General features: G+C 53.1%; 20 protein-coding genes. 9 read left to right on the top strand and 11 right to left on the bottom strand.

Features of this window, described 5'->3' with window-relative positions; all coding sequences use genetic code 11:
• Positions 1–825: 825 nt before the first annotated feature.
• Entirely contained in the window at positions 826–2,250 is a 1,425-nt protein-coding gene (locus tag HP435_RS27875) for a M56 family metallopeptidase (RefSeq protein ID WP_173598963.1), read from the bottom strand.
• Positions 2,251–2,254: 4 nt separating this feature from the next.
• Complete coding sequence (locus HP435_RS27870; RefSeq protein ID WP_173598964.1) at positions 2,255–2,629, bottom strand: BlaI/MecI/CopY family transcriptional regulator; 375 nt, start codon at positions 2,627–2,629, stop codon at positions 2,255–2,257.
• 212 nt (positions 2,630–2,841) lie between these two features.
• On the opposite strand from HP435_RS27870, the gene HP435_RS27865 reads away from it, so the two are divergent.
• Positions 2,842–3,456, top strand: coding sequence for a class I SAM-dependent methyltransferase (locus tag HP435_RS27865; RefSeq protein WP_173598965.1), 615 nt, complete (start codon positions 2,842–2,844; stop codon positions 3,454–3,456).
• Here the strand turns inward: HP435_RS27865 and HP435_RS27860 are convergent.
• Positions 3,453–5,000, bottom strand: a complete 1,548-nt coding sequence (locus tag HP435_RS27860; protein WP_229049775.1) for a hypothetical protein — start codon at positions 4,998–5,000, stop codon at positions 3,453–3,455. The two genes, HP435_RS27865 and HP435_RS27860, sit on opposite strands and share 4 nt — an antisense overlap.
• A gap of 186 nt (positions 5,001–5,186) precedes the next feature.
• Here HP435_RS27860 and HP435_RS27855 point away from each other — a divergent pair, with 186 nt between their 5' ends.
• The 5 genes from HP435_RS27855 (at position 5,187) to HP435_RS27835 (ending at position 11,468) form a co-directional block, all read left to right on the top strand.
• A complete protein-coding gene (locus tag HP435_RS27855; protein ID WP_173598967.1) occupies positions 5,187–6,590 on the top strand; it encodes a sigma-54 interaction domain-containing protein in 1,404 nt (467 codons plus the stop codon).
• Between the two features lie 198 nt (positions 6,591–6,788).
• The gene (gabT, locus tag HP435_RS27850; RefSeq protein ID WP_122962358.1) at positions 6,789–8,138 is read left to right on the top strand and encodes a 4-aminobutyrate--2-oxoglutarate transaminase; all 1,350 of its coding nucleotides are present in this window, start codon (positions 6,789–6,791) and stop codon (positions 8,136–8,138) included.
• Between the two features lie 18 nt (positions 8,139–8,156).
• Positions 8,157–9,581, top strand: a complete 1,425-nt coding sequence (locus HP435_RS27845; protein ID WP_122962359.1) for an aldehyde dehydrogenase family protein — start codon at positions 8,157–8,159, stop codon at positions 9,579–9,581.
• Between the two features lie 254 nt (positions 9,582–9,835).
• Complete coding sequence (locus HP435_RS27840) at positions 9,836–10,897, top strand: solute carrier family 23 protein (protein WP_173598968.1); 1,062 nt, start codon at positions 9,836–9,838, stop codon at positions 10,895–10,897.
• Between the two features lie 25 nt (positions 10,898–10,922).
• Positions 10,923–11,468 carry a phosphoribosyltransferase family protein gene (locus tag HP435_RS27835; protein ID WP_122962361.1) on the top strand — a complete coding sequence of 182 codons (546 nt, stop codon included), beginning with the start codon at positions 10,923–10,925 and terminating at the stop codon, positions 11,466–11,468.
• 110 nt (positions 11,469–11,578) lie between these two features.
• On the opposite strand, the gene HP435_RS27830 is transcribed toward HP435_RS27835, so the two are convergent.
• From HP435_RS27830 to HP435_RS27795, 8 genes are all read right to left on the bottom strand, one after another.
• Positions 11,579–13,264 (bottom strand): hypothetical protein, encoded by a 1,686-nt coding sequence (locus tag HP435_RS27830; protein ID WP_173598969.1) that lies wholly within the window; start codon positions 13,262–13,264, stop codon positions 11,579–11,581.
• Between the two features lie 24 nt (positions 13,265–13,288).
• Positions 13,289–13,726 carry a divergent PAP2 family protein gene (locus HP435_RS27825; protein ID WP_122962363.1) on the bottom strand — a complete coding sequence of 146 codons (438 nt, stop codon included), beginning with the start codon at positions 13,724–13,726 and terminating at the stop codon, positions 13,289–13,291.
• 24 nt (positions 13,727–13,750) lie between these two features.
• Complete coding sequence (locus tag HP435_RS27820; RefSeq protein WP_122962364.1) at positions 13,751–14,107, bottom strand: SMR family transporter; 357 nt, start codon at positions 14,105–14,107, stop codon at positions 13,751–13,753.
• Between the two features lie 27 nt (positions 14,108–14,134).
• Positions 14,135–15,061 carry a decaprenyl-phosphate phosphoribosyltransferase gene (locus HP435_RS27815; protein WP_122962365.1) on the bottom strand — a complete coding sequence of 309 codons (927 nt, stop codon included), beginning with the start codon at positions 15,059–15,061 and terminating at the stop codon, positions 14,135–14,137.
• Between the two features lie 255 nt (positions 15,062–15,316).
• On the bottom strand, positions 15,317–17,113 hold the full coding sequence (locus tag HP435_RS27810) for an FTR1 family iron permease (protein ID WP_229049774.1): 1,797 nt from the start codon (positions 17,111–17,113) through the stop codon (positions 15,317–15,319).
• 18 nt (positions 17,114–17,131) lie between these two features.
• On the bottom strand, positions 17,132–18,406 hold the full coding sequence (gene efeB / locus HP435_RS27805; RefSeq protein WP_173598971.1) for an iron uptake transporter deferrochelatase/peroxidase subunit: 1,275 nt from the start codon (positions 18,404–18,406) through the stop codon (positions 17,132–17,134).
• A 3-nt stretch (positions 18,407–18,409) separates the two neighbouring features.
• The gene (gene efeO, locus HP435_RS27800) at positions 18,410–19,297 is read right to left on the bottom strand and encodes an iron uptake system protein EfeO (protein ID WP_122962368.1); all 888 of its coding nucleotides are present in this window, start codon (positions 19,295–19,297) and stop codon (positions 18,410–18,412) included.
• A gap of 211 nt (positions 19,298–19,508) precedes the next feature.
• The gene (locus tag HP435_RS27795) at positions 19,509–20,225 is read right to left on the bottom strand and encodes a FadR/GntR family transcriptional regulator (protein WP_173598972.1); all 717 of its coding nucleotides are present in this window, start codon (positions 20,223–20,225) and stop codon (positions 19,509–19,511) included.
• Positions 20,226–20,389: 164 nt separating this feature from the next.
• Between HP435_RS27795 and HP435_RS27790 the strand changes: the two genes are divergently transcribed.
• The 3 genes from HP435_RS27790 (at position 20,390) to HP435_RS27780 (ending at position 25,490) form a co-directional block, all read left to right on the top strand.
• Positions 20,390–20,962, top strand: a complete 573-nt coding sequence (locus HP435_RS27790; protein ID WP_173598973.1) for a TetR/AcrR family transcriptional regulator — start codon at positions 20,390–20,392, stop codon at positions 20,960–20,962.
• Positions 20,963–21,171: 209 nt separating this feature from the next.
• The gene (locus HP435_RS27785; RefSeq protein WP_229049990.1) at positions 21,172–22,401 is read left to right on the top strand and encodes an efflux RND transporter periplasmic adaptor subunit; all 1,230 of its coding nucleotides are present in this window, start codon (positions 21,172–21,174) and stop codon (positions 22,399–22,401) included.
• Positions 22,398–25,490 (top strand): efflux RND transporter permease subunit, encoded by a 3,093-nt coding sequence (locus HP435_RS27780; RefSeq protein ID WP_173598975.1) that lies wholly within the window; start codon positions 22,398–22,400, stop codon positions 25,488–25,490. The genes HP435_RS27785 and HP435_RS27780 overlap by 4 nt, the downstream gene beginning before the upstream one ends.
• Positions 25,491–25,719: the final 229 nt, after the last annotated feature.

The raw sequence follows: 25,719 nt of genomic DNA, 5'->3' as shown, positions 1-25,719 counted from the left end.
CAGGGGGGAAAATCCAGAGCAGAAATTGAACAAGTTTTTTCATGAACGGGTTGTATGAAGCGACCGTCTTCAAGAAGACTCTTGCTCATGTTTCTGTGTTTTTTTGAAATCCCCGATCACGCAGACTACAAAGCGTCAGCTCAAACAAGCTTTTTGGCATTGGCATTTCCTTTGAAACCCGCGCCGACCACAACCAGCCCCTGACGAGGAAAGAGACGAAATCCGCGAAAGCTCTTTGGGATACCGACCGAGGTTCCGAGGAAAAAGCGAAACACGATTTTAAGCGTCAACGTGCGTCCGCTTCCCTGAGTCCGCTGCTTTTGACGCGGTTTCGCTTTTTCCCCGGAGCCGTGCAGTCTAGACCCACAGGGGGTATCCCAAGAAGCTACAGCGATTCGTCTCTTTCCTCGCCACGCCTAAAGTACCGATGAAGCAAACTACAAAGCGTCAGCCCGAGCAAGCTTTTTGGCATTGGCATTTTTCCTTGAAACTCCCGCCGACCACAACCAACCCCTGACGAGGAAAGAGACGAAATCCGCGAAAGCTCTTTGGGATACCGACCGAGGTTCCGAGGAAAAAGCGAAACACGGTTTTAAGCGTCAACGTGCCCCCGCTTCTCTGAGTCCGCTGCTTTTGACGCGGTTTCGCTTTTTCCCCGGAACCGTGCAGTCTAGGCCCACAGAGGGTATCCCAAGAAGCTACAGCGATTCGTCTCTTTCCTCGCCCCGCCTAAAGTACCGATGACACAAACTGCAAAACGCCGCCCTAAAAGGAAAAAAGGCTTCGCACACAACACCGTGGCGGAGCCTTCCATCGTATGTTTTATCAGTTAGCAGCTTGTTGCGGCAAATACTTCAACGGATCAACAGGCGCTCCATCTTTGGTCATCTGGAAAAGAAGATGCGGCCCCGTGCTGCGGCCTGTGCTTCCCAGCAACCCGATAAGCTGGTCTTGGGCGACGAGTGCGCCTTGCTCGACCTCCAGCTTTTCCAGATGCGCGTAAACGGTTTGGTAGCCGTCTTCATGCGCAACGACAACGTGATTCCCCGATTTTGCATCATAAGCGGCTTTGATTACAGTTCCGGCGGCAGACGCTTTGACAGGAGTGCCCTCTTTATTCATGATGGAAATGGCGTACTGCTCGCCGCCACTTACAACCTCACCCGCGACAGGCAGGTGGAACAGCGGCTCTTTGCCCCATGTTTCCTGGGCGCCTGTCAAAGTGAATGCGCCCAAAGCGATAATGGCGCTTATGCTGAAAGCGGCCCATGTATACGTGGTCCTTTGAAATCGACGGATCATGTGGATTCTCCTTTTGATGTATTTTTTTGAACTGGCAAACCCGGCGGTCAGGGCGCTTTGCTGTGGGTTCGCATACAATTCCAGCGCTTTGACCATGGTGTAGCCGTACGCTGTCACTTCCGATTCGCGCAAACAAGCAAGGGTCATGGCGTCGCAAGCAACCTCCTGATCTTGCCTCATGCGGAAAACGGCGTACCACATCAGCGGATTGAACCAGTTTAGAATCAGCAGCGCGTGTGCCAGGCCGTTCACAGCGATGTCATGCCGTTTGTAGTGACAAAGCTCGTGCAAGAAAATATGGCGCAATTCGTCTGCATCGAGCTTTTCCAAAAACAGCGCGGGCAAAAGAATCCGCGGCCGCCAAATCCCCAGCAAGGCAGGACTTGTCACGGCGCTACTGATCGACAACGGAATAGAAGCGGCGATATCTAGCTGCTTTTTGCAACTCGCATACAGTTGTAAAATCGCAACGTCTTGCACTGGCTGCATGTCCAATTTGCGTGCCGAAAAGCTGCGGGCTGACCAGGCTGTCGCAACAGCAAAAACAATGACCCCGAGCAGCCACAAAAAAGAGAGCGGGCCGAACCAAAAGAAACGTGCCTCTTCCGGCATGGATGTATATGTATCTGGATGCGCGACAAAATGCGGCGGCTGAAGAGGAACATCGACTTGCAAAGCAGCGGTTCCAGCTCGGGAGGACGGATAGGGCACGGGTGTGGAAAAGGCAGCTGGCAGCCAATTAAAGAGACTGAGCGGACTTGCGAGAGACAAAGGAACAGCCAGCTTGATGATCAGCAGAAACCAGACGCCATAGTGAAAGCGGGCAGGCAAATATCCGCCCAAAATCAGCTTGAACAGCAAAATCACCAGCACCAGAAAGCTTGCTTGCAGGGAGTTGAGCGAAACCCAGGAAAATGTCGCGTGCAGGAGCGAAACTAGCCATTCCACAGAGCTATTTCTCCTTCTCCGCCAAAATATTTTTCAACTCTTCTATTTCCTTGGCTGAGAGTTTCTCTTCCTGCAAAAAGTGGACGAGCATCGGCTTTAGCGCTCCCCCGTAGACGCGCTGCAAAAAAGACTGCCGCTCGGTTCGCTTGCATTCTTCTTCGCCGAGCACAGGCGAGTAATAATAGACGCGATTGATTTGTTCAAACGAAATGACGCCCTTTTGCAAAAGGCGGCTGAGCAATGTCTTGATGGTCTTTTCCTTCCAGGTCTTGTTGTCGCGCAAGGCAGCAATCACTTCAGATGCCGCAGCCGGGGATTTGGCCCAGAGGACCTTCATAATCTCCCATTCGGCATCGGAAATTCGCGGATGATCATCCATTAACGACAGTCCTCCTTGGATTACAATTGTAGTCGATCGACAATTATAGATTACATTTGTAATCTTGCGTTGTCAACTCTCTCTGTTGCATATGAAATCTTTCAAATCCGACAAACGAAAAAGCCTCAACAGTCCCTGTGATCTGTTGAGGCGAAGCATGGCAGCCGTCTTTTATCGTAAAGTAGCATACAAAAACGCAGGAGGGATCGGGCATGGAAGTAATCGAGCAGTTTGGCAATATAGACATTTATTTGTTTGATCAGTTGCTAAAAGGGCGGATACAAAAGCAGATGCGCATTCTCGACGCAGGCTGCGGCTCAGGGCGCAACCTCGTTTACTTTTTGCGCAATGGCTATAAGGTTTACGCCGTGGATCAGTCCGCCCAGGCAGTAGAAAGCGTGCACAAGCTCGCAACGGAGCTGGCGGCGAGCGATTGGGCAGCAGATCGTGCGCGCGTAGAAGCGGTTGACAACATGAGCTTTGCCGACGAGCAGTTCCAGTTTGTCATCAGCAACGCTGTCCTGCATTTTGCGGAAAATGATCAGCATTTCCGGCAGATGCTGCAAGAGCTGTGGCGGGTGCTTGCGCCAGGCGGCGTACTTTTCATGCGTCTGGCTTCCTCGATCGGGATTGAGCATGCCGTGCAGCATTTGGGCGATGAGCGGTATTTGCTCCCGGATGGCAGTACGCGTTTTCTCGTAAACGAAGAGCGGATGCTCCAAGCGACAGCTGACTTGCAGGGCATTTTTGTGGAGCCGATCAAAACGGTAAATGTAGCCGGGCAGCGCTGCATGAGTACGTGGTGCATACAAAAGCCCGCGCTCTAAAAGTCGCGCAATTGGTCAAAGCGCTCGAACAGAGGCGCGAGGTCGATGGCGAGTCCTTGTGCGGCAAGGCTTTGCTTGGTCGAATCTAGCAGGCCGTGCAGCACGACATAAATTTCTTCCCGCTCGACTGTTTCGATAAAGCCTGTGCGCCGATCCATTTTGTTAAAGGCCAAAGTGTACGCTGCAACCAGCTCAAGCAAGGCAGCTTCGAGGTCGGCCGCTTTCGGAAGCTCGCTGGCCTGTTTTTGCAGGGCGGTGAGGGCAGTCGCAGTCTTTTTGTACTGATCAGCCGCTTTTTTGGCTTGTGCCGCCGTAATATTCTCCCTGCCGTCCCAATCGCGGAACGGATTGGTCAAATTGTTTGCGAGCCACTCCGGATTGCGCGGCTTCGTGATGGACAGATTCAGGCCGCGTTTGCTCTCCTGTTTGTAGGCAGTCTTGATGCTTTTGGCGGCATCTGCTGGCAAGCTGGTCATCCACAGTGTCGAGAGCTTTGGCAATTGTTGCGGCGGCGGAAACTGGTCTGCTGAAAAGCCGAATATGTCGTACGTCGAAAAGGAAGCAAGCTTGCTCAACTGACTGATGCTGTCGAGGTTGCTGATCGTTCCCGGTTTTCCCCACAGACGCATTTCTTGCAATTCCGGAAAGCGTTGGACGATAGGCAGCAAGTCCAGCTCCGTCACCTGATGCAGGTGAAGTCCTGCCAAACGGGGCAATCCGTGAAAGTCTGGAGGAGATGAGGTAAATCCAGCACTCAACCAATAGCCGTCCTCGTCCGCCTCTATGTGCAAGTCGGGTGAGATGTCGCTGCCTATCGTCAAATTGGTCAGCCCTTTGTTGAGCGTCAGCTTCTCCAGACCTTGGGCATTTTGTATAAACAACTTGCGAATCTGGCTGCCGTTGAGGTCGATGGACGACATCGGCGTTTTGCCCAGGTGAAGCTCAATTATAAACGGATTGTTTTTGACAAAAGCCAGCAAGGAAGCTGATGCTTCTGCTGCATGGATTTTGGTGAGGCACGGGAGTTTTTCCAGCTCGGAAACATCATCAAGCTCGGCCAGCATGTCTTCCCAAACGACATTGGTGGAGCGGCGAAGGCTCCTGGTTCCCAAGGTGATGAGCGCGTCATCCTTTGCGGCTTGCTTGAACAGTTGGCGCTTCTCTGCGGGAATTTGCTCCCACTGCCATTGACGGTAGATGCTGCCGCCGACATTCCAGGTGCCGTAGCTGTTTGTTTCTCCCGGAAGGAGCGGCGGGATATTCCCTGCCTTGATGTAGTCTTTCGGTACGGCAGCCTCGACATAGCTGTGCTGCAAGTTGTTGTTCCAAAAATAAAAGTCGCAGGATAGCGGCTTCATCGTCAACAACTCCGCTTCATCAGGGAGCGTGTCGCTCAGCCAGTCCAGTTCGAGCAGGCTGATCAGCTTGGAGGATTTGCCGGAGTCGGACTCCTTGAACGAAGTCACCTGGCACGCTGTATATTTTTGCAGCTTTTCTACGAAAACGCAGTAAATATCTCCAACTGCGGGGATCAAACGAATCATCCTTTCCGTTTTGGGAATCTTAACCCATTTGGCGCTTCTTAGCGTATTTTTACATATTGCCAAGATTTTGGCTATGCGACGAAAGTGCCTGTATGGGCAGCTTTCGTTGTCGTGGCAAGCTGCATTTTCTATAATGGAGGGAACGAAAGCGGCACCAGTTTGGCTGGCGCAAGAGGAGGCGGGCGAATGAAGAAAGATGAGAGCCGACAGCAGTGGATGAGCCGCGTTCTGGAAGGAATCGTGGAAACGTCCCGCGATCACCTGCTGATTACGGACCCCGAGGGCTACATTCAGCTGGTCGGTGATTCCTCCTATGACATGTACGGAATCGGAAAAGAACAACTGCTGGGGAAAAATGTGATCGAGCTGGAAAAAGAGAAAGTATTTTCCCCGTCTGTGACGCGCAAGGTGATGGACACAAAAACACCGCAAACGATGATGCAGGAAATTCCCGGCGGCAGAAAGCTGATGGTCACAGCCTATCCCCTCTGGAACGAGGACGGCAGCATGCATTCGGTGATCAGCTATTCGCATGACCTGACAGAAATCATGGAGCTGAAACGGCGCTACGAGAGCCTGACCGAGCAATTGAAGCAGTTCGAAACAGAGATTGAGGAGCTGCGCGAAAAAAATCAGGAAGGCTTCGTCGCAGTCAGCCAGCCGATGCGCGACATTGACCGTCTCATCAAAAAGGTCGCCATGGTCGATTCTACGGTGTTGATCCTCGGCGAGTCCGGGGTCGGAAAAAACGTCATTGCCAGCCAGATTCACCGCCATAGCCGCCGATCCGCCGGGCAATTCGTGGAGATCAACTGCGGCTCGATTCCGGAAGGGCTGTTGGAGTCGGAGCTTTTCGGCTATGAAGCGGGAGCTTTTACAGGCGCTGGCAAGCAAGGCAAACAAGGAATTATCGAGCTGGCGAACCAAGGCACGCTGTTGTTGGACGAGCTGGGGGAGCTGCCGCTGACCTTGCAGGCCAAGCTGTTGAAGGTGATCCAGGAGAAACGGTTGCAGCGCGTAGGCAGCATGCAGTATCGCGATGTCGATTTTCGCCTGATCGCTGCTACCAATCGCGATCTGGAGAAGATGGTGAAGGAGGGCAAGTTTCGCCAGGACTTGTATTTCCGGCTGAACGTCGTGCCGATCCACGTCCCTGCTTTGCGAAATCGCCCGGAAGATATCGCCGCGCTCCTCAAGCTGGTCGTGCGCTCGCTGAACGAGCGATACGGGATGAACAAAAAGCTGGACGCCGCAGCTACTCACGCTTTGCTGCACTACGATTGGCCGGGGAATGTGCGGGAGCTGGAAAACGTGCTGGAGCGGCTGGTGGTAACGGCAGATGAAGAAGTAATTACGTCGCAGCACTTGCCTGCGGAAATCAAGGCGGCAGGGGAGGAGCAGACGGCAATGGAGCCGAGTGTTGCGGCTGCCAAAATGTCGCTGCGGGACGCGATGGAGCAAGTCGAGGAAAAGTGGCTGCGCCATGCGGCAGAGCGTTGCCGGACTACAGCGGAGATGGCCGAGTTTTTGGGAATCAGCCAGCCATCTGTCGTGCGCAAGCTGCAAAAATACCACATCCGTCCCCGTTAATTCAAAAATGAATTTTTAATTCAAAAATGAATCGAACTATTTACAGGTTTCGATTCATTTTTGAATTAACGGAGATTTCTGCTATGCAAAAAACGCGCACCACAGCAGGCTTTCTCGTTTGGCACGGGTATTGCTACATATCGGAGTCGAAAGCATCACCTAAGCTGTTATCATTCTCATACAAGGAGAGATTACGATATGTCCAAACAACGCAAATTCGCCAATGTAGCTGCTGGTGTTCCAGGTCCGAAGGGGACCGCTTTGATTGAAAAAAGAAAACAGTTCGTGCCAAAAGGCATCGGCAACAACACGCCGGTTTTTGTAGAGACGGCGTCCGGGGCGCTCGTGACAGACGTCGACGGCAACACGTACATCGATCTGGCAGGAGCGATCGGAACGCTCAACGCGGGCCACTGCCCGCAAGAAGTGGTCGAGGCGGTAAAAGCGCAAATGGACAAATACATTCATCCTTGCTTCCACGTCGGCATGTACGAACCGTATGTGGCGCTGGCAGAAAAACTGGCTGAAATTACGCCGGGCAGCTTTGAAAAGAAAACGATGTTTGCAAACAGCGGCGCAGAAGCCGTAGAAAACGCGGTGAAGATCGCGCGCAAATACACAGGACGCCCTGGCATCATATCTTTTAGCCGTGGATTCCACGGACGTACTTTGCTCGGCATGTCGCTCACGTCCAAAGTAAAGCCGTACAAATTCCAGATGGGGCCGTTCGCGCCAGCTACCTACAAGGCTCAGTTCCCGTACCCGCTGAACAAACCGGAGTCCATGACAGAAGACGAGTACGCACAATTTTGCGTCCGCCAATTCGAAGACTTCCTGCTGACAGAAGTCGCGCCGGAAGAAGTAGCGGCCGTCATCATGGAGCCGATCCAGGGCGAAGGCGGATTCATCGTGCCGCCAGTATCGTTCGTGCAAGGCGTATTCCAAATTTGCAAAAAGCACAATATCTTGTTCATTTCCGACGAAATCCAAACAGGCTTTGGCCGGACCGGGGCGATGTTCGCTTCCACTCATTTCGGAATCGAGCCTGATATCATTACCATGTCCAAATCGCTTGCAGCCGGTTTGCCCATCTCCGCTGTAACAGGCCGCGCAGAAATCATGGATGCGCCGAATCCGGGTGAAATTGGCGGCACGTATGGCGGCAGCCCGCTCGGTTGCGTAGCGGCACTTGCTGTAATTGAGAAAATGGAGCGCGAAGACTTGTCCGGACGCGCCAGAGAGATCGGCAAGGCGATCAAGTCGCATTTTGAAGCCCTGCAAAAAGAGTTCCCTGTCATTGCAGATATTCGCGGATTGGGTGCCATGTGTGCGGTAGAATTTATTGATCCACAAACCAAACAGCCTGCAAAAGAACTGGTAGCCGGGCTGACCAAAGGTTGCTACGAATCCGGTGTCATCGTGCTTTCCGCAGGGGTACACAGCAACGTGCTGCGTTTCCTGTCTCCGCTCGTGATTACCGATGAGCAATTGCAAGAAGCGCTCGACATTATGACCGATGTGTTGAAAAGCCAGTACGTGACCCACTAATTCACCAGGGAGGTACGCATGAAAAAGCATCTGTATATTAACGGACAATGGAAAGAAGCAAACGAGTACGCGCCACTCTACTCTCCTTATTCCGGTGAGCTTTTGGCGGAGATCGCACAGGCTGACGAGGCTGACGTCGATGAGGCGATCCGCGCAGCGGCTGCGGCGGCAAAAACGATGGCAAAGCTGCCAGCCAGCCAGCGCGCACTGATTTTGGAAAAAGCGGTGGCGATCATGGAAGCGCGCAAGGAGGAGCTGGCAGTGATTCTCGCCCAGGAAGCTGCCAAGCCGCTGCGCACAGGACGGGTAGAGATCGCCCGCACGATTCAGACGTACAAATTCGCGGCCGAGGAAGCGAAGCGCATTCACGGGGAAACCGTTCCGCTTGATGCGGCTCCTGGCGGCGAAGGCCGACTTGCTTTTACCGTTCGCAAGCCGATTGGCGTAGTCGGGGCGATTACACCGTTCAACTTCCCGTTCAACCTGGTGGCGCACAAAGTCGGCCCGGCGATTGCGGCAGGGAATACGGTCGTATTGAAGCCCGCGAGCCAGACGCCGCTCAGCTCCTTGGTCCTCGCCGACATTTTTGCGGAAGCCGGATTGCCGGAAGGGGCGCTGAATATCTTGCCAGGAAAAGGCGCGGTCGTAGGCGAGAAGCTTGTCAGCGACAGCCGCATTGCCGCGATTACGTTTACAGGCAGTCCTGCGGTCGGAATCGCGATGAAAAACAAAGCAGGTCTGAAGCGCGTGACGCTTGAGCTTGGTTCAAACTCTGCCGTCATTATTGACCAGACGGTTGAGATTACGCAGGCGCTGGTTGATCGTTGCGTGGTGGGCGCATTTTCCTTTAGCGGGCAGGTGTGCATTTCGCTGCAACGCGTCTATATTCACCAGAGCAAGTACGAGGAGTTTCTCGATAAATTCAAGACTGCGACAGAGAAGCTCGTCCTGGGCGATCCGTTGCAGGAGGCGACAGACATGTCCTCCGTCATTTCGGCAAAAGACCACGAGCGGATGGGAGCATGGGTACAAGAAGCGGTTCAGGCGGGAGCGCAGGTCGTGACAGGCGGCAAAGCAGTGAACGAGCGGCTTTTCGCTCCGACGATCCTGACGAACGTAAGCGCCCACTCCTCTGTCTCTTGCCAGGAAGTATTCGGCCCAATCGTTGTAGTCACTCCGTTTGAAGCAATAGGCGAGGCGATTGAAGCCGTGAATGACTCCCGTTTCGGGTTGCAGGCGGGTATTTACACGAGCGACATTCATGCAGCGATGCGCGCAGCCGAAGAGCTGGAAGTGGGCGGCGTGATGATCAATGACATCCCGACCTTCCGCGTGGACAACATGCCGTACGGTGGTGTCAAAGACAGCGGATTTGGCCGCGAAGGAATCAAATACGCGGTTGAAGAGATGACAGAGTTGAAGTTGATTGCCATCAAGCTGTAAAAAGTTTTGAGCGAGAAGCAAAGACGAGCCGTTATGCGCTCGTCTTTTTTTGCGTGATAGCACGTCTTGCGATCGGTTTAATGTTCGATTTATAACGGATGTTAATATGGGAAATAACTATAAAAGCAATGATTTACCGATTAAAAACGAACATTAATTAGTTTTTGTTTGAAAAAGATCGTCTTTTATGTTACCTTAACTCATGTGAAAAAACGGTCATTTGTATACAGCAGCGAAGTGAGGAGAAGGACAACATGGAATGGAAAGACATAGTAGCGGCCCTCAGTGTCGTATTGAACGGCTTGCCGCAAGGGCTGTTGGCATTGTCTCTTGGCTTTGCCTCCGTGCCGACGGCTCTGGCCTTTCTGGTAGGCGCAGCGGGCAACGCTCTGACAGGCTCTGTCGCGGTCGTATCCTATCAGGCGGAAACGATTGCCTTGGCGGGAACGATCGGAAAAAGCATGAGAGAACGACTGTCCATGATTTTTGTTGGCGGAATTATTATGACCATCATCGGTCTGTTTGGTTTTCTGGAAAAGATCGTCGATTTTATTGGCCCGGTCATTACCAATGGCATGATGGCAGGTGTCGGCATCATGCTGGCGCGGGTGTCGTGGGAAATGGCTCGCAACAACATGCCTGTTGGTGTCACTTCGATGGGGAGCGGGTTGCTGACGTATTTCATCACAAAGGATCTCGTCTACACCGTGACGATCTCGGTGCTCATCTCCAGTCTGGTCGCCATCCTGCTTAAACAAGGAAGCTCGATCAAGCCGATTGCGAACGACCGTCTTGTTCTGCAAAAGCTGACGTTTTCCCCTGGCATTTTGCGCGGAGCGATGGCGATGGTTTGCCTCAATATCGGGGCGAACATCGCTTTTGGACAAATTAACGGTGAAATCGCCAAATCCGATGTGAACATTGACACGCTCAGCGTAATCTCCAGCGTGGCCGATATGGTGTCGGCACTGTTCGGCGGAGCGCCGGTAGAGGCGATCATTTCCGCTACGGCAGGGGCGCCCAACCCGGTTGCGTCCGGTGTTTTGATGATGGTGCTGATGGCGGCGATTCTGTTTGCAGGTCTTTTGCCGAAAATCGGCCGCTACATCCCGAGTGAATCGATTGCCGGGTTCCTGTTCGTGCTCGGGGCCATCGTGACGGTGCCGGGGAATGCGACTGCCGCTCTGACAGGGGGAGAAGCTTCGTCCGGTTTGATTGGCGGAACAACGATGGTGGTGACGGCGATTTCTGACCCGTTTTTCGGGATGCTGGCAGGCTTGCTGATGCGAGCATTGATCCATGCATTTGGGATGTAGGGACGCAAATCAGGAGGGATTTTTTGTGGATAAAACATACACGCTGGAAGTGGCAGGCGTAACGCGCGAGCTGCCGATTATGCCGATAGCAGACAACCTTAGCATCGCGAGCTTCGTCATCCTGGGCGATACAGAGTTGGTGACGGCAGCGGCACCACTGCTTGCCGAGAAGCTCCCGGAAGTCGATGTATTGATTACGGCGGAAGCAAAAGGCATTCCTTTGATTTTTGAAGTATCCCGTGTATTGAAGATGAAAAAGTATTACGTTGCCCGGAAAAGCACGAAGCCGTATATGGATGCTCCGCTGATCAATGAAGTCGAATCGATTACTACGCAGAAAAAGCAAATTCTTTGCCTGGATGGCGCGGATGCCAGAGAAATTTCCGGCAAACGCGTCGCGATTATCGACGATGTCATCAGCACAGGCAAGTCGCTGCAAGCGATTGAAGATCTCGTAGTCAAGGCAGGGGGCCATGTCGCAGCGAGAGCGGCTATTTTGGCGGAGGGAGACGCAGCCAAGCGCTCGGACATCATCTTTTTGCAAGAGCTTCCGCTGTTTTTCCACGAATAGAAGTAAGTTCAGCGCAACATAAAAAAACCTTCTCAACGATTGCTGAGAAGGTTTTTTGCTTGTGGATATAAGGCAAGGTTGAAGGCTGCATTCGCATGAGTCACGCGCAACTACTGCAAGTAGTAAATCGCCCGCGAGCTGATGATTCCTTTTACTTCTTGCCCTTCGGCGATCTTTTGCTCGATATACGGGATACCCGCCTCTTGCAGACGGATGCGATTGGCGTTGAAGTGGCGGAAGTCGACGATCATGGTCTTGTTGCTCGCCTTGATTTCCTGAAGCTGTTGCTCGGCCATTGCGTTAATGGACCTTTGTCCCAGCATGTGGGCGCTGCCAACGAGCAGCATGTTGACCAGCATGACAGCGAGCAGGATGCGGCTGCCGTAGCGGGTGAGCGCAGCTTGTGCGTCCCAACTTGCCAGCGTGACGAGAAGCGGGATGAGCCAAAGCTGCGGAACGTACCGCGCCCACCAGCTTTCCGGGTTGATCAGGACAGTGATGAGCAAGATGATGCTTGCGACGAGGAACGGCAAGGCTTTCCTGCGCTTGCGACCGAAAAGCAAAGCAAGCACGATCAGGAAGGCAAGCAGCACCGCGCCGCCAAACCACGGTCCAAAGCCCGCCACTCGCACGTCCGGAGCCAGAAACACCTTCAGTTCCTGCGCGGAGAAGGTAAAGGGCCATTTCAGCGTCGTTTCTTTTGGCGTAGCGATATTTTCCGATTGGGCGAACAAGGAAATGCCAAGCTTGCTCAGCGAGTTGATGTCTTTAAAGTCGTGCGGGCTGTTCGAAGTCATAATATCCACCGCGCCCTTGCCCGCCAGCGGGTAGAAAGGATGTCCCTTGGCAAGCGTATTGGTGACGTATGGATTGTAGCCGACAACGACGACGGTAATGACCAGACTCGCGGCGAGCCACGCCAGAACGGTTTTCCAGCGTTTTTGGCGATCGCAGAAAAAGAACAGCACCAGCAAAGCGCCGCCAAGCAGTACGGCATACACCAACGCTGTGAACTTGATCTGCGCAAGCAACATCAGGGCAGAGCAGAGAGCGAGCATGGTCCAGGTGTGGTAGCGTTTGAGCAGCAAATACCCGAGCGCGCAAATGATCAGCACGAGCGAGCCAAGCTGTCCGTCAATGTAAAAGGACGTCGCTTGCGACACGACGACCGGATTGCAGGCAGCCAAAATCGCCAGAACGACCGCCAGCCCCTTTTTCGCAGGAAAAGCCGTCCGCAGCGCTGCCAAGCTGAGGAAGAAGGACGCAGCCATGAGCAGCAGGTTGAAAATTTTCCCGACTTCAATCTGGTTAGTCACCTTGTACATGACCGAATCCAGCATCCAGGGCCCTTTGGCGTAATGGTTGATCCACAGGTGGAAGGCAGACAAGATTTCCTTGTTGTCCATTTCTTCGATCGGCTTGCCTGGGGGCTTGAGAATCGGGGCATCGTGCACCGGATTCCAGCCATTCGTAAGCAAGATGATGGCTTCCTGGTGATACGTTTGTCCATCAAAAGACAGATCGAACGTATTGGCGCTAATGTACCAGCCGCCCCCGATGACGATGGCCAACCCTGCGAGCAAGGCGACCAGCCAGGTCGGGCGGCGCAAAGGAACAAACGTGGCCGTCATGGCCAGCAGGCAAACAAGAGCGGCCAGGACAGACAGCCAGAAGCTGACCGCAGTAACCGGGATGCCCAGCAAAAAGAAAGTCGACGTAACGAGTACGATCGAGGCGATAAAAAACAGCAAGGTCGCCCCGATTACAAACGAGTAAGTAGCGGTACGGTTATTCATGAATGTAATCTCCTGTTTTTGAATCTACAGAACAGGGAGGTTTGCAGCCAAAAGGTGCAGGACGGTGGCGAGAATGATCCCCAGCACCAGCCCCCCGGCAATTTCCCATTTGGTATGACCCATGCTCTCGCGCAACGGCTTGGACAAAAGCTGCTTGTCCGGGTGTTCTTTTGCCAGCGCATTGAGAGCGGCGGCATGCTTGCCTACGGCTCTGCGCAGTCCGGTGGCGTCGATGATCACGATAAACGTTACGGCGACCCCGAGTCCGAATGCCGGATGAGTGAAGCCCTCCTGCAAGCCGATCAAAAATACGGTGGTGACCATGACCGTTGTATGCGTGCTGGGAAACCCGCCGTTCCCCACCATGTTTTTTGCTTCTTGCCCAAATCGGAGGTAATTAATCAAAAATTTGGTTATTCCAGACACAAGCCAGCCGATAAACGGCGCCAGCGCATATAACATGACTACGCTCCTCTTTCGTGATGATTATGACTGGGAGATGACAACGACGCCTACGACGATGATTGCCAGCCCTACGATACGGGTGAGCGACAACGGCTCTTGAAAGATCAGAAAAGAAAGTCCGGCTACCAGGACGTACCCGAGGGCCGCCATCGGATAAGCGTAAGAAAGCTGAACTTTTTCCAGCGCGGCAATCCAGATAAACGCGGAAAGCCCGTAAAGCGCCAAACCGACCATGATCGGCAGGTTCGTAAAATAGTGCAGGAACTTCAACACCAGCGCGTCATTGTTGCCAGAGAGGGAGGACGCCCCCATTTTCATGGCAATCTGACCACTTGCGCTGAGAATGACCGAGATGAGGATAAGAACGATGGATGGCATAGTTTGATCCACAACCTGTCTGTGCAATTAAAATTCAAAGGTGTAAATAATGCCGGCTACGGCGATGACGTAGAGCAGTACCGTGATGAGAATCGGCTTGTCCTGGAGCAGAACTTTTTCAGGGCTGCCGCCTTTGTCCGTAATCGTAATCAGGTACAGGTAGCGGAAAATGCCGAAGATCACCAACGGAATCGTCCACATCAAATGAACGGTTCGCCCGGAGGTAAAGGTGAACAAGCTGTAGCTGATAATCGTGGCTGTCGTGACAATCGTATTCAGTTGATTCAACAATTCGGACGAATAGCTGTCCAGTACCTTGCGATGCGTGCCTTTGTGGGCTTGCAGCAAAAGCAGCTCATGGCGTCGCTTGCTGATCGCAAGAAACAGGGCAAGCAGCATGGTACAGAGCAAGAACCATGGCGTAAACGGCGTGTTGATCATCAGGCTGCCCCCGATGGCCCGCAAGACAAATCCGGACGAGATAATCATCACGTCGAGGATGACGACATGCTTCAGTTTGAGCGAATAGGCGACGTTGAGCACAAAATACACCGTGAGCACGACGCCGAACAGTCGGTCAAAATAAAAGGCCGAAAACAGCGAGCCTGCCAGCAAAAATACCCCGAACGACAAGGCGAGCGCAGGCGGCAGCGCGCCGGAAGCCATCGGACGGAATTGCTTCTCCGGGTGGTTCCGGTCGTTTTTAATGTCTACGAAATCGTTCAAGATGTAGACACAGCCTGACACGAAGCAGAACAGCAGGAAAGCAAACAGCGATTTGCCGATGACATCTGTGCTGACTTTGTGCAAAGAAAAGAGCAGTGCCGCAAACACGAGCAAATTTTTGGTCCATTGGTGTGGACGAAGCTGCCGAATTAACAGATAGACCATATTTTGGCGGACGCGCGAAGTCGTTTTGACGTCGACTTTTACAGAGTTTGATGTTGCCCCCATATTTCTCTCCAATCCATAAGGAATCTTACCATCCTACTAATGACGAATCATGTAAAACGAAAGTTACATCTGTTGCAAGATAACGTTTAATTTTGTCGTAAAATGGGCGGGTTGTCTATACCTTTTTACAGCATTTGTGAGATTTTGGCGGAGGGAAATGAGAGAATGCATCATTTGAAGGTTGTATGTCCCTATGAAAAACGCAGCTTCCGGCACGGGTGTCATGCCAGTGAGCTGCGTTTTATGCTGGTGTGCTTAATTTGTCCGCGGAACGCCTTTCGCTGGCTTTTTCCACGAATACAGCGACAGGTTCACCAAAATGATGGCGAGAATGACAAGCTGCGGAATCGTCGTTTCCCAGTTCGCGTAGATGCCCAGATTAGGCAAATGGAGCAACAGCTCCGAGCTGTGCGCCGGCAGGCTGCCCGTGACTTGCAGGGCGTGTACGCTGACCCCGATGAACTTGAAGGCCATGTAATAGAGCAGCAGGCTGGCAACCAAAAAGAACGGACGGACGGGAATCCGCGAGCTGAGCCTGATGAAAGCGAAGCTGATGATGGCGAGCAAAAGCAGCGCGCCACCGATCCCGAGCAAAAGGTTTGTCATGGAAATCGATGCTGCCATCCCCATGTAAAAAATGATCGTTTCCGCGCCTTCGCGAACAACTGCGAGGAAGGCCGTGAAGGCAAGCGACCACAAAGCGCCTTTTGCCAGAGAGGAACCGATTGATTTCTGCACAAACTCGTTCCAGGCTTGCAGGTTGGACTTTTTATGCAGCCAGGCGCCGATTGTCACCATGAACACGACAGCAATAAGTCCTGTAATGCCTTCGATCGTTTCCCGCGAGCTTCCTGTAGTGAGATTGGAAAAGACGATGCTGAGCACAATCGCGAGCAGCGCGGAGGCAACGATACCAAGCGCCGCCCCTGACCAGACCCATTTGCGCTTGTCCGCATTCCCTGACTTTTGCAGGAACGCAAGCAGCGACATGATGATCAGGATCGCTTCCAAGCCTTCGCGGAACAAAATCAGTCCTGCGTCCCACGCTGTATAGGAGGCGGCGGTAGCAAACGGCTCAAGCTCGACTTTCATTTCGCCCAGCAGAGCCGCTGCTTTTTCCCATTGCGGCGGGTTGGACAAGATCAAGGTCGGCACGGAAACCATCTTTGCTTCGATGCTGCTGTAGGTGGCTGGCGACTTGGTCATGACCACGCCTTCTACCAAAGGCCACGAGGCAATAAACGTGTCCATTTTTCCTGCGGCGTCGTCGGCCTTTTGGCTGGCGATGTCCGTTTCTACCGAACTGATCAGCTGCAAAAGCGAGGAGATCGTTGGCTGTTCCCCTGATGCGACGGCACTGGAGCCAGGCGCCACTGATTTTCCTGCTACGTAGTCTTCGACGGCTTGCTTCAACGTTTGCAGTTTTTCCGTACTTTTTTGTGCATTCGGCGGCTCGGTATTCAAGGCGATGCGGGCGCCGCTAATTTTTACTTCCATATCACCATAGACGGAGGCGTTTTCTGAGCGAACCAGACTCTCCGCCTTGTACCAGCCTGTTACGAAGCTGTTGTACGATTGCTTGGCCTGGGGCCAGTTGTTTTCCGAGATAGCAGTCAGACTTTTCTCCAGAAAAGGCAGCAAGTTGGCGATTTGCTTGTGCGCTTTTTCCTTTGGCTGACCTGCTGATTCTTTGCTGGTTACGTAGCGGTCGGCTGCTTTTGCCAGATTGGAGATGGCAGCCGTGGCTGCTTCGGGATTCGACTGTATTTCGCCGAGTGCCTGCTGGGCTTGCTCAACCGCTGCCGACAAAGCCTGAGCCTCTGCTGACGTATCGTCCGTGTTCGCGTCCCAGACGGCTTTCAGGCTGGTTACGGCTTTGGTAACCTCGTCCCAGTTCTTGTCTCCGCTGCTGATCAGCGCATCGCTGGAGAGCGCGATCAGCTGTTTGAGCTGATCAGGTGCGAGCGGAGCGGCAATGGCAGTCGACAGCCCGGAGATGAGCAGCAGGAGGCAGAGGAAAACGGAAAAAAGATAGCGTTTCAAAGTATTCACTCCATCCATGCTAGTTGGTTAGAACAGTGTGTCTCCGATGTAGCCGCCTTCGCTTACACCCGGAAGACATGCATAAAGCCCACTGCCGACATGGGTGATGTATTCGTTCAGCAAGTCGACTGACGCGAGTTTTTGTTGCATCGGGATGAATTGCTTGCGCGGGTCGCGGTTGAAGCAGATGAACAGCAGTCCGGCGTCAAGCTGCCCGGTGCGGACATCGAGTCCGCTGGAATACGAATAGCCGCGGCGCAGAATTTTGACTTTGCCTTCCATATGCGCCAAGGCTACGTGAGAATCAGCCGGAATGACCAGGTTGCCCTTGGCGTCTTTGCGATTCAGCTCCAGATCGTCGAACTCGTTTGCTTTTCCGAGCGGTGCGCCAGAATCGCGATGTCGGCCAAACGTGTTTTCCTGATCGTCCAGGGCTGAGCGGTCCCATACTTCGATTCGCATGCGGATTCTGCGCATGACCATGTAGCTGCCGCCAGCCATCCAGGCCGGATTGTCCGACGGTTGCGCCCAGACGATTTCATCGGCAGCGGCCGGGTCGTCGACTTTCGGGTTGTTGCTTCCGTCTTTAAAGCCCATCAGATTGCGAGGGGTAGAGCCGCTTGGATCGGCTGCGCCCGTGCGCTGGAAGCCTTCCTGAACCCAGTGCAGCACAGCTTTTCCGCGCGCGATTCGAGCCAGGTTGCGCAGCCCGTGGAAAGCAACTTGCGGGTCGTTGGCGCAAACCTGGACGACGATGTCTCCATCTGACCATTCCTTGCGAATTTCGTCACTGTTGAAGCGGGGCAGATCGACCAGGGCGGCGGGCCGCTTGGCAGACAGACCGAATCGTTCGTCGAAAAAGGAAGCGCCCAGTCCAAAAGTAATCGTCAGCCGCATCGGGTTGAGCCCGACGCTCTCTCCTGTATCGACAGGCGGGAGGTGCGGGCTGCCGCTCTCCTCATCTACCGTCTTGCCAGCCGCCAAACGGGCTGCGGCGGCCGTCCAGCTTTGGAACAGCTTGCGGACGTCGTCCAATGATGTCGTCGTTAAATCAAAAGCACCCATGCAGATAAAATCCTGCATAGGTGTAATGATCCCGGCCTGATGCTTCCCGTAAAAAGGGATAATGCCGTCGGAAAGAACAGGGGTCGCAGCTGCTTTCTCGCTGGAAGGAGTTGACGGCATGAACGATTTCATGCCAGTCGCGCCCAGAATCAGCCCGAGTCCTCCTACGCCAGCGAGCTTCAGCGCTTCACGACGAGTAAATTTTGTCTGGTCGTTTTCGGGATGCTTGTTGTTCATCAGTTAGCCTCCAATGATGGTGCCCATTTTGGACAGTGGCTCAGCCAATGCATCCAGAGCTTGGCTCAGTTTTTTCACTTCGTCTGGCTTCAATTCTGTGTACAGCACATATCCGCCATCTTTGCGGTAAGGAGCGAGGGCCGCGTCCAGCTCAGCAAAACGGGTTTCGATCTCTTTGGACAGAGCCGCGTCTTTGGCATCAACAGCAGGCTTCAGCACTTTGAAAATCTCGTTTGCGCCTTCTACGTTTGCTGCGAAATCGTACAGGTCAGTGTGGGAGTAACGCTCTTCCTCGCCTGTCACCTTGCTGGTAGATACTTCATTCAGCAGTTCTACAGCGCCTGTTACGAGCATTTTTACATCGATCTCCACGCTTTCGACTTTGACGCGGAGTTGTTTGACGTCTTGCAGCAGCTGGTCTGCTACAGCGCCCGAATCAGCAACCGATTTGGTTTCCCACAGAGCTTTTTCCAGTTTGTGATAACCGCGCCACTCGTTATCTGGAACATCGCCTTCGCGAGCATCGATCCAAGGGTCGAAATCACCCAAAGATTCGGCGATTGGCTCGATGCGCTCGAAGTAGGCGCGAGCTGGAGCGTATTCTTTTTTCGCTTTCTCCATATCGCCAGCTTTAACAGCTGCGGTAAAGCTTTCGGTTGCTTTTACCAGTTGGTCTGTCTGTTCGATGACCCATTTGCGGTAGTCGTCGATCGGAGCTTTCAAATCAACAGCGGTAGTAGCTGCTGGCGTTTCAGTAGCAGCAGGTGCAGCAGGTTGAGTTGCCTCAGGTTTTTTCTCTTCTTTCGGCGTCTCAGCGCTTCCGCAAGCAGATAGCATGAGAGACGAGCCGAGTACAACTGCGGACAACGGATAACCCCATTTTTTCATCATGTGAAAACATCCCCTTATTTATCATATAAGTGTGTACTTATTCGTTGATAATAAAAATCATTATCATCCCAGAAAGTAATGTAAACCTTTCATTGTATCTTTGCAATATTTTTTTACAGCTTGGTCAGTGGTTTATTTCGCCTGGCGAAAAAAGAGAGCAGAAAAAAGACGAACAGCCGCCGAATCGCTCGACAGCTGCTTTTTCGTTCTCTCAATTAGCCAAATATTTCAGAAGAATTTGTTCTACGTGGAGCAGGTGTTCAGTCATTCTGGCTTGGGACGCTTCCGGGTCTTGTCGCTTCACGGCCTCGTAGATCGCTTTGTGTTCGAGAAAAAACTGTTCGGAGACAGAGCGGTTGGAGTAAATCTCGACTCTTCTCGTCTCGCGAATGCCAATCTCCATCTGCTTGGAGATCGATTCAAACAGATGCACGAGTATGGAGTTGTGCGTCGCTTTGGCGAGCGCCAGGTGAAAGAGCAGATCGGTGCGCTCGCCTATGTCCTCGTTTCCGATATGCTGCTCCATCTCGCTCAAAATTTCTTCCAGGGCGTGCAGGTCATGCTCGTCCCGTTTGCTTGCAGCGATGGCAGCGTTGGCGACCTCCAGCGATTTTCGCGCTTCGATCAATTCAAGAATGGTCTGGCGATTGTTGCGCAAGCCTTGCAGATCAGGCAGCAAGCTTTGGACAGGGGAGCAGGTGCTTTTCACTGTGCAGTGGCCGCCCTGGCGAATCTCGATCAGCCCCATTGCCTTGAGGGCACTAAGCGCTTCGCGGGTGGTAGAACGCCCGACACCGAATTGCTCCGACAGCTCCTTGGTGGAGGGGAGCTTGCTCCCGGCTTGCAGTTTGCCGCTGAGAATGAGCGTTTTCAATTGCTCCGTAATGTGTTCATAATGGTTTTTTTTCGCGAGCCTGGAGAGATCCATTTCAACACTCCTGTACAATCCGTTTTTTTCCAAATTCATTGTAACACAAGAGAAAATGCGAGAAGAGAGGAGGGTTGAGGTTATGAAGAAGCTTGTGTAAACTGTTCATCAACAAGGGTGACTTCAAACGGTTCATCGCAGGAAGAACGAGGGGAGCGTAACGGATGGCGAGACAAAAACTGCACATCGATGAACTATATGAGGTATCGGGCAAAATTTTGGTGGAAAAAGGGTACGCGGGCTTTCACTTCAAGCTTGTGTCCGATCAGTTGAATGTGAGCCGCAGCACGATCTACGAATATTTTTCCAACAAGGATGAATTGATTGCTTCTTTAATGGTGCATCTCATGGATACGATTATGGCCGAGTACAAAGACACGGATGAGATCGCGCGGCCGCTTGCGAAGCTGCGGAACATGTACGATTCGTTCATGAAATACGCAGACATTCACCAGATTTTGTTGTTTGCTCCTTTCGTGAACGGGGCTGCATCGCCGAATGTGGAAAAGGCGATGACGACGCTCAGACAACAGCACTATATATTGAACAAACTTTTGACAGACGTCATTGAAGCTTGCAAGGAAGAAGGCACGATTCGCCGCGAAATTCCTAGCGAGCTGATCGCTGGCTTGCTGTTTCAATCGATACAAATTCCCAAAAGTCGCAAGGTCGCGGAGGAGGAGTGGCACAACCTGATTTTTCAGGTGATGCTGGATGGATACGGCGTCAAAATGTAGGGTAGCGCCTGGGCATTCGCGGCCTTTATTTTTTGTCCTTTTTTCGACACTTCTGTCAGACGTAGTGCAATGACGTGAACAACTGCAATAAGATTAGAGCGTCTACGAAAAGAATGATTCTGAACATTCGGCATACATCTGGAGGTTTCTATGATGAGCTTTACACAAGTAAAGTTCATGGGCGAAGGAAGGGATCGATTTTGAATCAGATGAAGCAACGCGTGATCGTGCTTTCCAGTGCTCTTTTGCTTGCTGCATGCAGTCCAGCTGCCTCTGATAAGGCAGCAGTGGAGCAGACCACTGTCAAACGAGTGGCAGTTACCCAAGTGAAGGAAGAGGCTTTTGGGCAGGTGGCGAAGTGGTCCGGCATTTTAACGCCAGTGGAAGAGACGCAGGTGTCGTTTGAAATAAATGGCCGCATCGTCACGCTGCTGGCAGAAGCAGGCGACTATGTGGAGACGGGGAGTGTCCTTGCCAGTCTGGATGGACGCGATTTATCGTTACAGGCTGCAAGCGCGGCGGCATCGGTTCAGCAGGCCAAGGCGCAATTGGCGCAAGTGACGAACGGCGCTCGCGCAGAGGAAGTGCTGCAAGCGCAAAACAATCTGGACAAAGCCAAGGCGCTCATGGATAAGGCAAAAGCGGATTTGCAGCGGTCGGAAGTGTTGTTCCGCCAGGGCGCTTTGTCGACAAACGATTGGGAAAACGTTCAGAACAAGGCGGCATTGGCCGAAAAAGATTGGGAAAATGCCAAAGAGACGTATGCCCTGGTTGCAGAGGGGCCGCGCCAGGAGCAGAAACAACAAACCGCTGGCGTGTATCGGCAGGCGGTAGTCGGCCAGCAGCGGGCCGCTTTGACGCAGACAAAAGCAGATTTGACCGCGCCCATCTCCGGTGTCGTGCTGGAAAAGCTGGCTTCGGTCGGCCAACTGACATCTACCGGCACACCCGTATACCGGATCGGCAATGTAGATGCGCTGCTGATCCAGCTCGCCGTTCCGGATCGTGACATCGGCTTCTGGAAAAAGGGAGACGAGGTTACCGTTACTTTGTACGATCAGAAACGAAGCGGAATCGTGCAGCGCGTGTCGCCCGCAGCCAGTCAAGGGAGCGGGACTGTCCCTGTCGAGGTGCGGGTAGAGAATCCCGACCGCGCTTGGCTTGCAGGGCAAGTCGCTACGGTCGTTCACGAGCATCAAGGACCAAAGGGCATTTTTGTCCCTGTACAAGCGGTGCAAAGCAGGGGAGAAACGCAGCCGTACGTTTTTGTTGTCCGGGATAACAAAGCGGCAAAAGTTCCCGTGACACTCGGCACGATCGTTGACAACCAGCTGCAAATCACATCCGGTCTCACCATTGGCGAGCAGGTGGTTACCAAAGGGGCGGAGCAATTGTTCGCGGGCGATACGCTGGAAGTCTCGACGGGTGAGCGGCCATGATCGACTTTTTGATCCGCAAGCAAAAAATTACGCTGCTGTTTTTCATCATGGTAGTTCTGGTCGGGGTGTTGAGCTTTTTTCAACTGCCGCATCAGGAAATTCCGGAGATTGCCGTTAATCGCGCATCTGTCACGACCGCGCTGCCAGGCGCTTCGGCAGAGCGAATCGAGCAGACGGTGACGAAGGAAATCGAAGCCAAAATCAAGGAAATGCAGGGGCTAAAGGCTATCACCTCGCAATCGCAGCCGGGCCTTTCCATCATTACGGTCGAGGTGAACAACGGAGTAGACCAAAAAGAAACGTGGGAGGAGCTGCGCAAAAAGGTCAAGGACGCAGAAGCCTTTTTGCCGGCAGAGGCGAGACAGCCTGTCGTGAACGACGACATGGGGAGAATGTTCGCCCAGACGTTCATGATTTCGGTGGACACGGCTTCCCGGCTCGATGAGTTGCGAGAGCCGCTGACCATGTGGGAAAAGCAACTGAGCAAAATTCCGGGCATCTCCAGCGTGACGATTGAAGGGCTGCCGGAGCAGGAAATCCAGATTAGACTCGACCCGCAAAAGCTTGCATTCATGCATTTGACCTGGGCACAAGTGCAAGCTGCGATCAAAGCGGCGAACGAGACGGCTCCGCTCGGCAGCTATCAAATCGATCAGCGGACGTACGAGCTGAGAATGACGGAATGGAAAGACATCAAGCAGCTGGAGCAGGTAGTGGTCGGCTACGGAAAAACCGGGAGCGCGATCTATCTCGGACAGGTGGCCGATGTGCAATTTACAGCCAAAGCCCCTGCCTATCTCGCCTATCACAACAACAAGCCAGCCGTCTCGATCAGTTTGATGACCGAGTCAAAAGCAAACATCACCCGATTGCAACAGCAAATCGATGCAAAGGTAGACATGCTTCGCAGCACCTTGCCTGCCGGGGCGCAAGCAGAGTCTCTCTACACGCAAAATGAGCGGATTGACGAGATTTTCTCAGACTTGTGGCGCGAGCTGTTGATTGCGGTTGTCGCCGTTCTCCTTGTTTGTACGCTCGGCTTGAATTTTACGACTTCATTAATGGTCGCCCTGGCGATCCCGATTTCGCTTGCGACCGGAATGATTTTTTTGCCGTTTTTTGAAGTGACCTTGAACCAGATTACGATTGTCGGCTTGATTATCGTTTTGGGGATTCTCGTCGATGATGCGGTGGTCGTGAACGACAATATCGAGCGAAGACTCGTCAAGCATGGCGAGCAGCCGCAGCGGGCGGCAGTGATGGGGGCGAAGGAAGTAGCGGTCTCCATTTTGACGGCTACCTTGGCAACGGTTGCTTCGTTCGGTCCGTTGCTGTTTCTCAGCGGCGGCTCGGGTGCTTTTGTCCGCCCGATTCCGGTCGTGATCATTGTCTCGATGCTGGCTTCCATGGTCATGTCACTGACGATCGTTCCGATTTTTCGCAGATGGAGTGAAGAGCGCAGACGCAAGAAGCTGGACATGAGAAAACCTGCGGGGCTGTTGGGCAAACAATTGCTTCATCTGTCCAACTGGTACGCCAGAACGGTCTTGCCGCGCTTGTTGAAAAGGCCGCTGGCGACAGGCGTTGCTGCCGTTTTGATCAGTACAATGGCTTATCTTTTGATCCCGTTGACGCCGATTCAGCTGTTTCCGGTGTCTGATCGCGACGTCTTTCTGGTCAATGTCAAGTTGCCAAACGGAAGCAGCCTGGCAGAAACCGATCGGGTCGTCAAGCAGGTGTCGCAGGACTTTTCCGCTACGGATGGGGTTTGGATGGTCAGTTCCTTTGCCGGAGGAAGCGCACCGAAGATTTTTGGCAGCACTACGGGGGCGGGCAGCGGCGCAAATGTCGGGCAGTTGATTGTGCGCCTGGACAAACAGGCAACGTCTTTGCAAAAGCTGCAAAACGAGACGCTGGCTGAGATTCGCCAAAAGTTTCCGGAAGCTGTGATCGTCCCGCGCGATTTGCAAACAGGCCCGCCTGTGGGCAAGCCGGTGGTCATCCGGGTGTACGGCGAGAACATTACGACACTGCGTCAGTTGTCTTTGCAAATACAGGAGCAAGTCGCCAAGGTGAATGGCATAACCGAGGTGCAGGACGATTTGGGAGTGGACAGCTACGCCATCGCTTTTGAAACCAATCAAGCGATGATGGAGCAAAATCGCGTCACGGCGGCAGAACTGTCGCGGACGCTGCGGCTGGTGAGCGAAGGCATCAAAGTAAGCGAGTTTGACGACGGCAAGCAACTGACGGACATTACTTTATATGTGAAGCAGGATGGGGAAGCGGGCGTCAATGCTTTCCAGCGGCTGTTTGTCGCCAATGCAAAAGGCGAGCAAGTCCCGCTCGCTTCACTGGTGAGCGTTCAACCGTCTTTTAGCGTGCAAAACATCCCGCATCGCAACCTCGACCGGACGGTGACGATTACAGGCGAGGTAAAGGGACGGACAGCTACAGAGGTGATGAAGGAAATCAAGCCTGAACTCGCCAAAATGGCTTTGCCTGACGGCTATTTTTTGGAGTATGACGGAGAGACATCAGCGCAAGTCGAAGTCTTCCTCGATATGGGCAAGCTGTCGGTGATCGTCATCTTTTTGATTGTCATTTTGATCGCCATGCAGTTCTACTCGCTGCGGATTCCCGTTCTTGTCATGAGCACCGTCTACCTGGCGATTTCCGGCAGTCTCATCGGTTTGTTTGTCACGCGGACTCCGCTGGGCTTCATGTCCATGATGGGGATTGTGTCTTTGTCCGGCATTGTCGTTCGCAACGGGATTGTGCTGGTCGAGTTCATCGAGCAGGCTCGCAACAGGGGGCTGGCCTTGCAAAAGGCGGTGATTGAAGCGGGAGAGGCGAGATTCAGGCCGATCTTGCTGACGTCGATGACAGCGATTGCAGGTCTGCTTCCGCTGGCGATTTCCGGCGATGTGCTGTTCAAGCCGTTGGCTGTGACGATCATTTCGGGCCTGTTCTTTTCCACGGTACTCACGCTCGTGGTCGTCCCGGCGTTTTATACCGCGATGGAACTGAGGAGAAAGAAGAAGCAAGAAGCACGCAATCGCAAAAGAATGGAAAAGCTGGACATGTGACTGGTCTCTGATTTTCACACAATCGCAAACGAAGCTCAACAATTCCTTAACACTCGCTTGTTATACTCGTTACAGTATCAATAGAATAACGTCTGTAGTTGGGCCGAGACGTGGAGAAAGCCCTCATACAGCAACAGCTTAGGCAATACAGGCCGATTGGATCGGTTTGTTCATGCATGCTGTTGCCCGTATGAGGGCTTTTTGTGTTTCCCAAGGAAAGGAGCGGCAA

Source organism: Brevibacillus sp. HD3.3A (assembly GCF_013284375.2).
GTDB classification, from domain to species: Bacteria; Bacillota; Bacilli; order Brevibacillales; family Brevibacillaceae; genus Brevibacillus; species Brevibacillus parabrevis.
This window is presented reverse-complemented; position numbering and strand designations above follow the sequence as displayed.

What these genes read in the sequence shown, in the direction of transcription:
- HP435_RS27870 (WP_173598964.1), bottom strand. Translation starts at nt 2,629, where the DNA reads ATGGATGATCATCCGCGAATTTCCGATGCCGAATGGGAGATTATGAAG.
- HP435_RS27865 (WP_173598965.1), top strand. Translation starts at nt 2,842, where the DNA reads ATGGAAGTAATCGAGCAGTTTGGCAATATAGACATTTATTTGTTTGAT.
- HP435_RS27860 (WP_229049775.1), bottom strand. Translation starts at nt 5,000, where the DNA reads ATGATTCGTTTGATCCCCGCAGTTGGAGATATTTACTGCGTTTTCGTA.
- HP435_RS27855 (WP_173598967.1), top strand. Translation starts at nt 5,187, where the DNA reads ATGAAGAAAGATGAGAGCCGACAGCAGTGGATGAGCCGCGTTCTGGAA.
- gabT (WP_122962358.1), top strand. Translation starts at nt 6,789, where the DNA reads ATGTCCAAACAACGCAAATTCGCCAATGTAGCTGCTGGTGTTCCAGGT.
- HP435_RS27845 (WP_122962359.1), top strand. Translation starts at nt 8,157, where the DNA reads ATGAAAAAGCATCTGTATATTAACGGACAATGGAAAGAAGCAAACGAG.
- HP435_RS27840 (WP_173598968.1), top strand. Translation starts at nt 9,836, where the DNA reads ATGGAATGGAAAGACATAGTAGCGGCCCTCAGTGTCGTATTGAACGGC.
- HP435_RS27830 (WP_173598969.1), bottom strand. Translation starts at nt 13,264, where the DNA reads ATGAATAACCGTACCGCTACTTACTCGTTTGTAATCGGGGCGACCTTG.
- HP435_RS27825 (WP_122962363.1), bottom strand. Translation starts at nt 13,726, where the DNA reads ATGTTATATGCGCTGGCGCCGTTTATCGGCTGGCTTGTGTCTGGAATA.
- HP435_RS27820 (WP_122962364.1), bottom strand. Translation starts at nt 14,107, where the DNA reads ATGCCATCCATCGTTCTTATCCTCATCTCGGTCATTCTCAGCGCAAGT.
- HP435_RS27815 (WP_122962365.1), bottom strand. Translation starts at nt 15,061, where the DNA reads ATGGGGGCAACATCAAACTCTGTAAAAGTCGACGTCAAAACGACTTCG.
- efeB (WP_173598971.1), bottom strand. Translation starts at nt 18,406, where the DNA reads ATGAACAACAAGCATCCCGAAAACGACCAGACAAAATTTACTCGTCGT.
- efeO (WP_122962368.1), bottom strand. Translation starts at nt 19,297, where the DNA reads ATGATGAAAAAATGGGGTTATCCGTTGTCCGCAGTTGTACTCGGCTCG.
- HP435_RS27795 (WP_173598972.1), bottom strand. Translation starts at nt 20,225, where the DNA reads ATGGATCTCTCCAGGCTCGCGAAAAAAAACCATTATGAACACATTACG.
- HP435_RS27790 (WP_173598973.1), top strand. Translation starts at nt 20,390, where the DNA reads ATGGCGAGACAAAAACTGCACATCGATGAACTATATGAGGTATCGGGC.
- HP435_RS27785 (WP_229049990.1), top strand. Translation starts at nt 21,172, where the DNA reads ATGAAGCAACGCGTGATCGTGCTTTCCAGTGCTCTTTTGCTTGCTGCA.
- HP435_RS27780 (WP_173598975.1), top strand. Translation starts at nt 22,398, where the DNA reads ATGATCGACTTTTTGATCCGCAAGCAAAAAATTACGCTGCTGTTTTTC.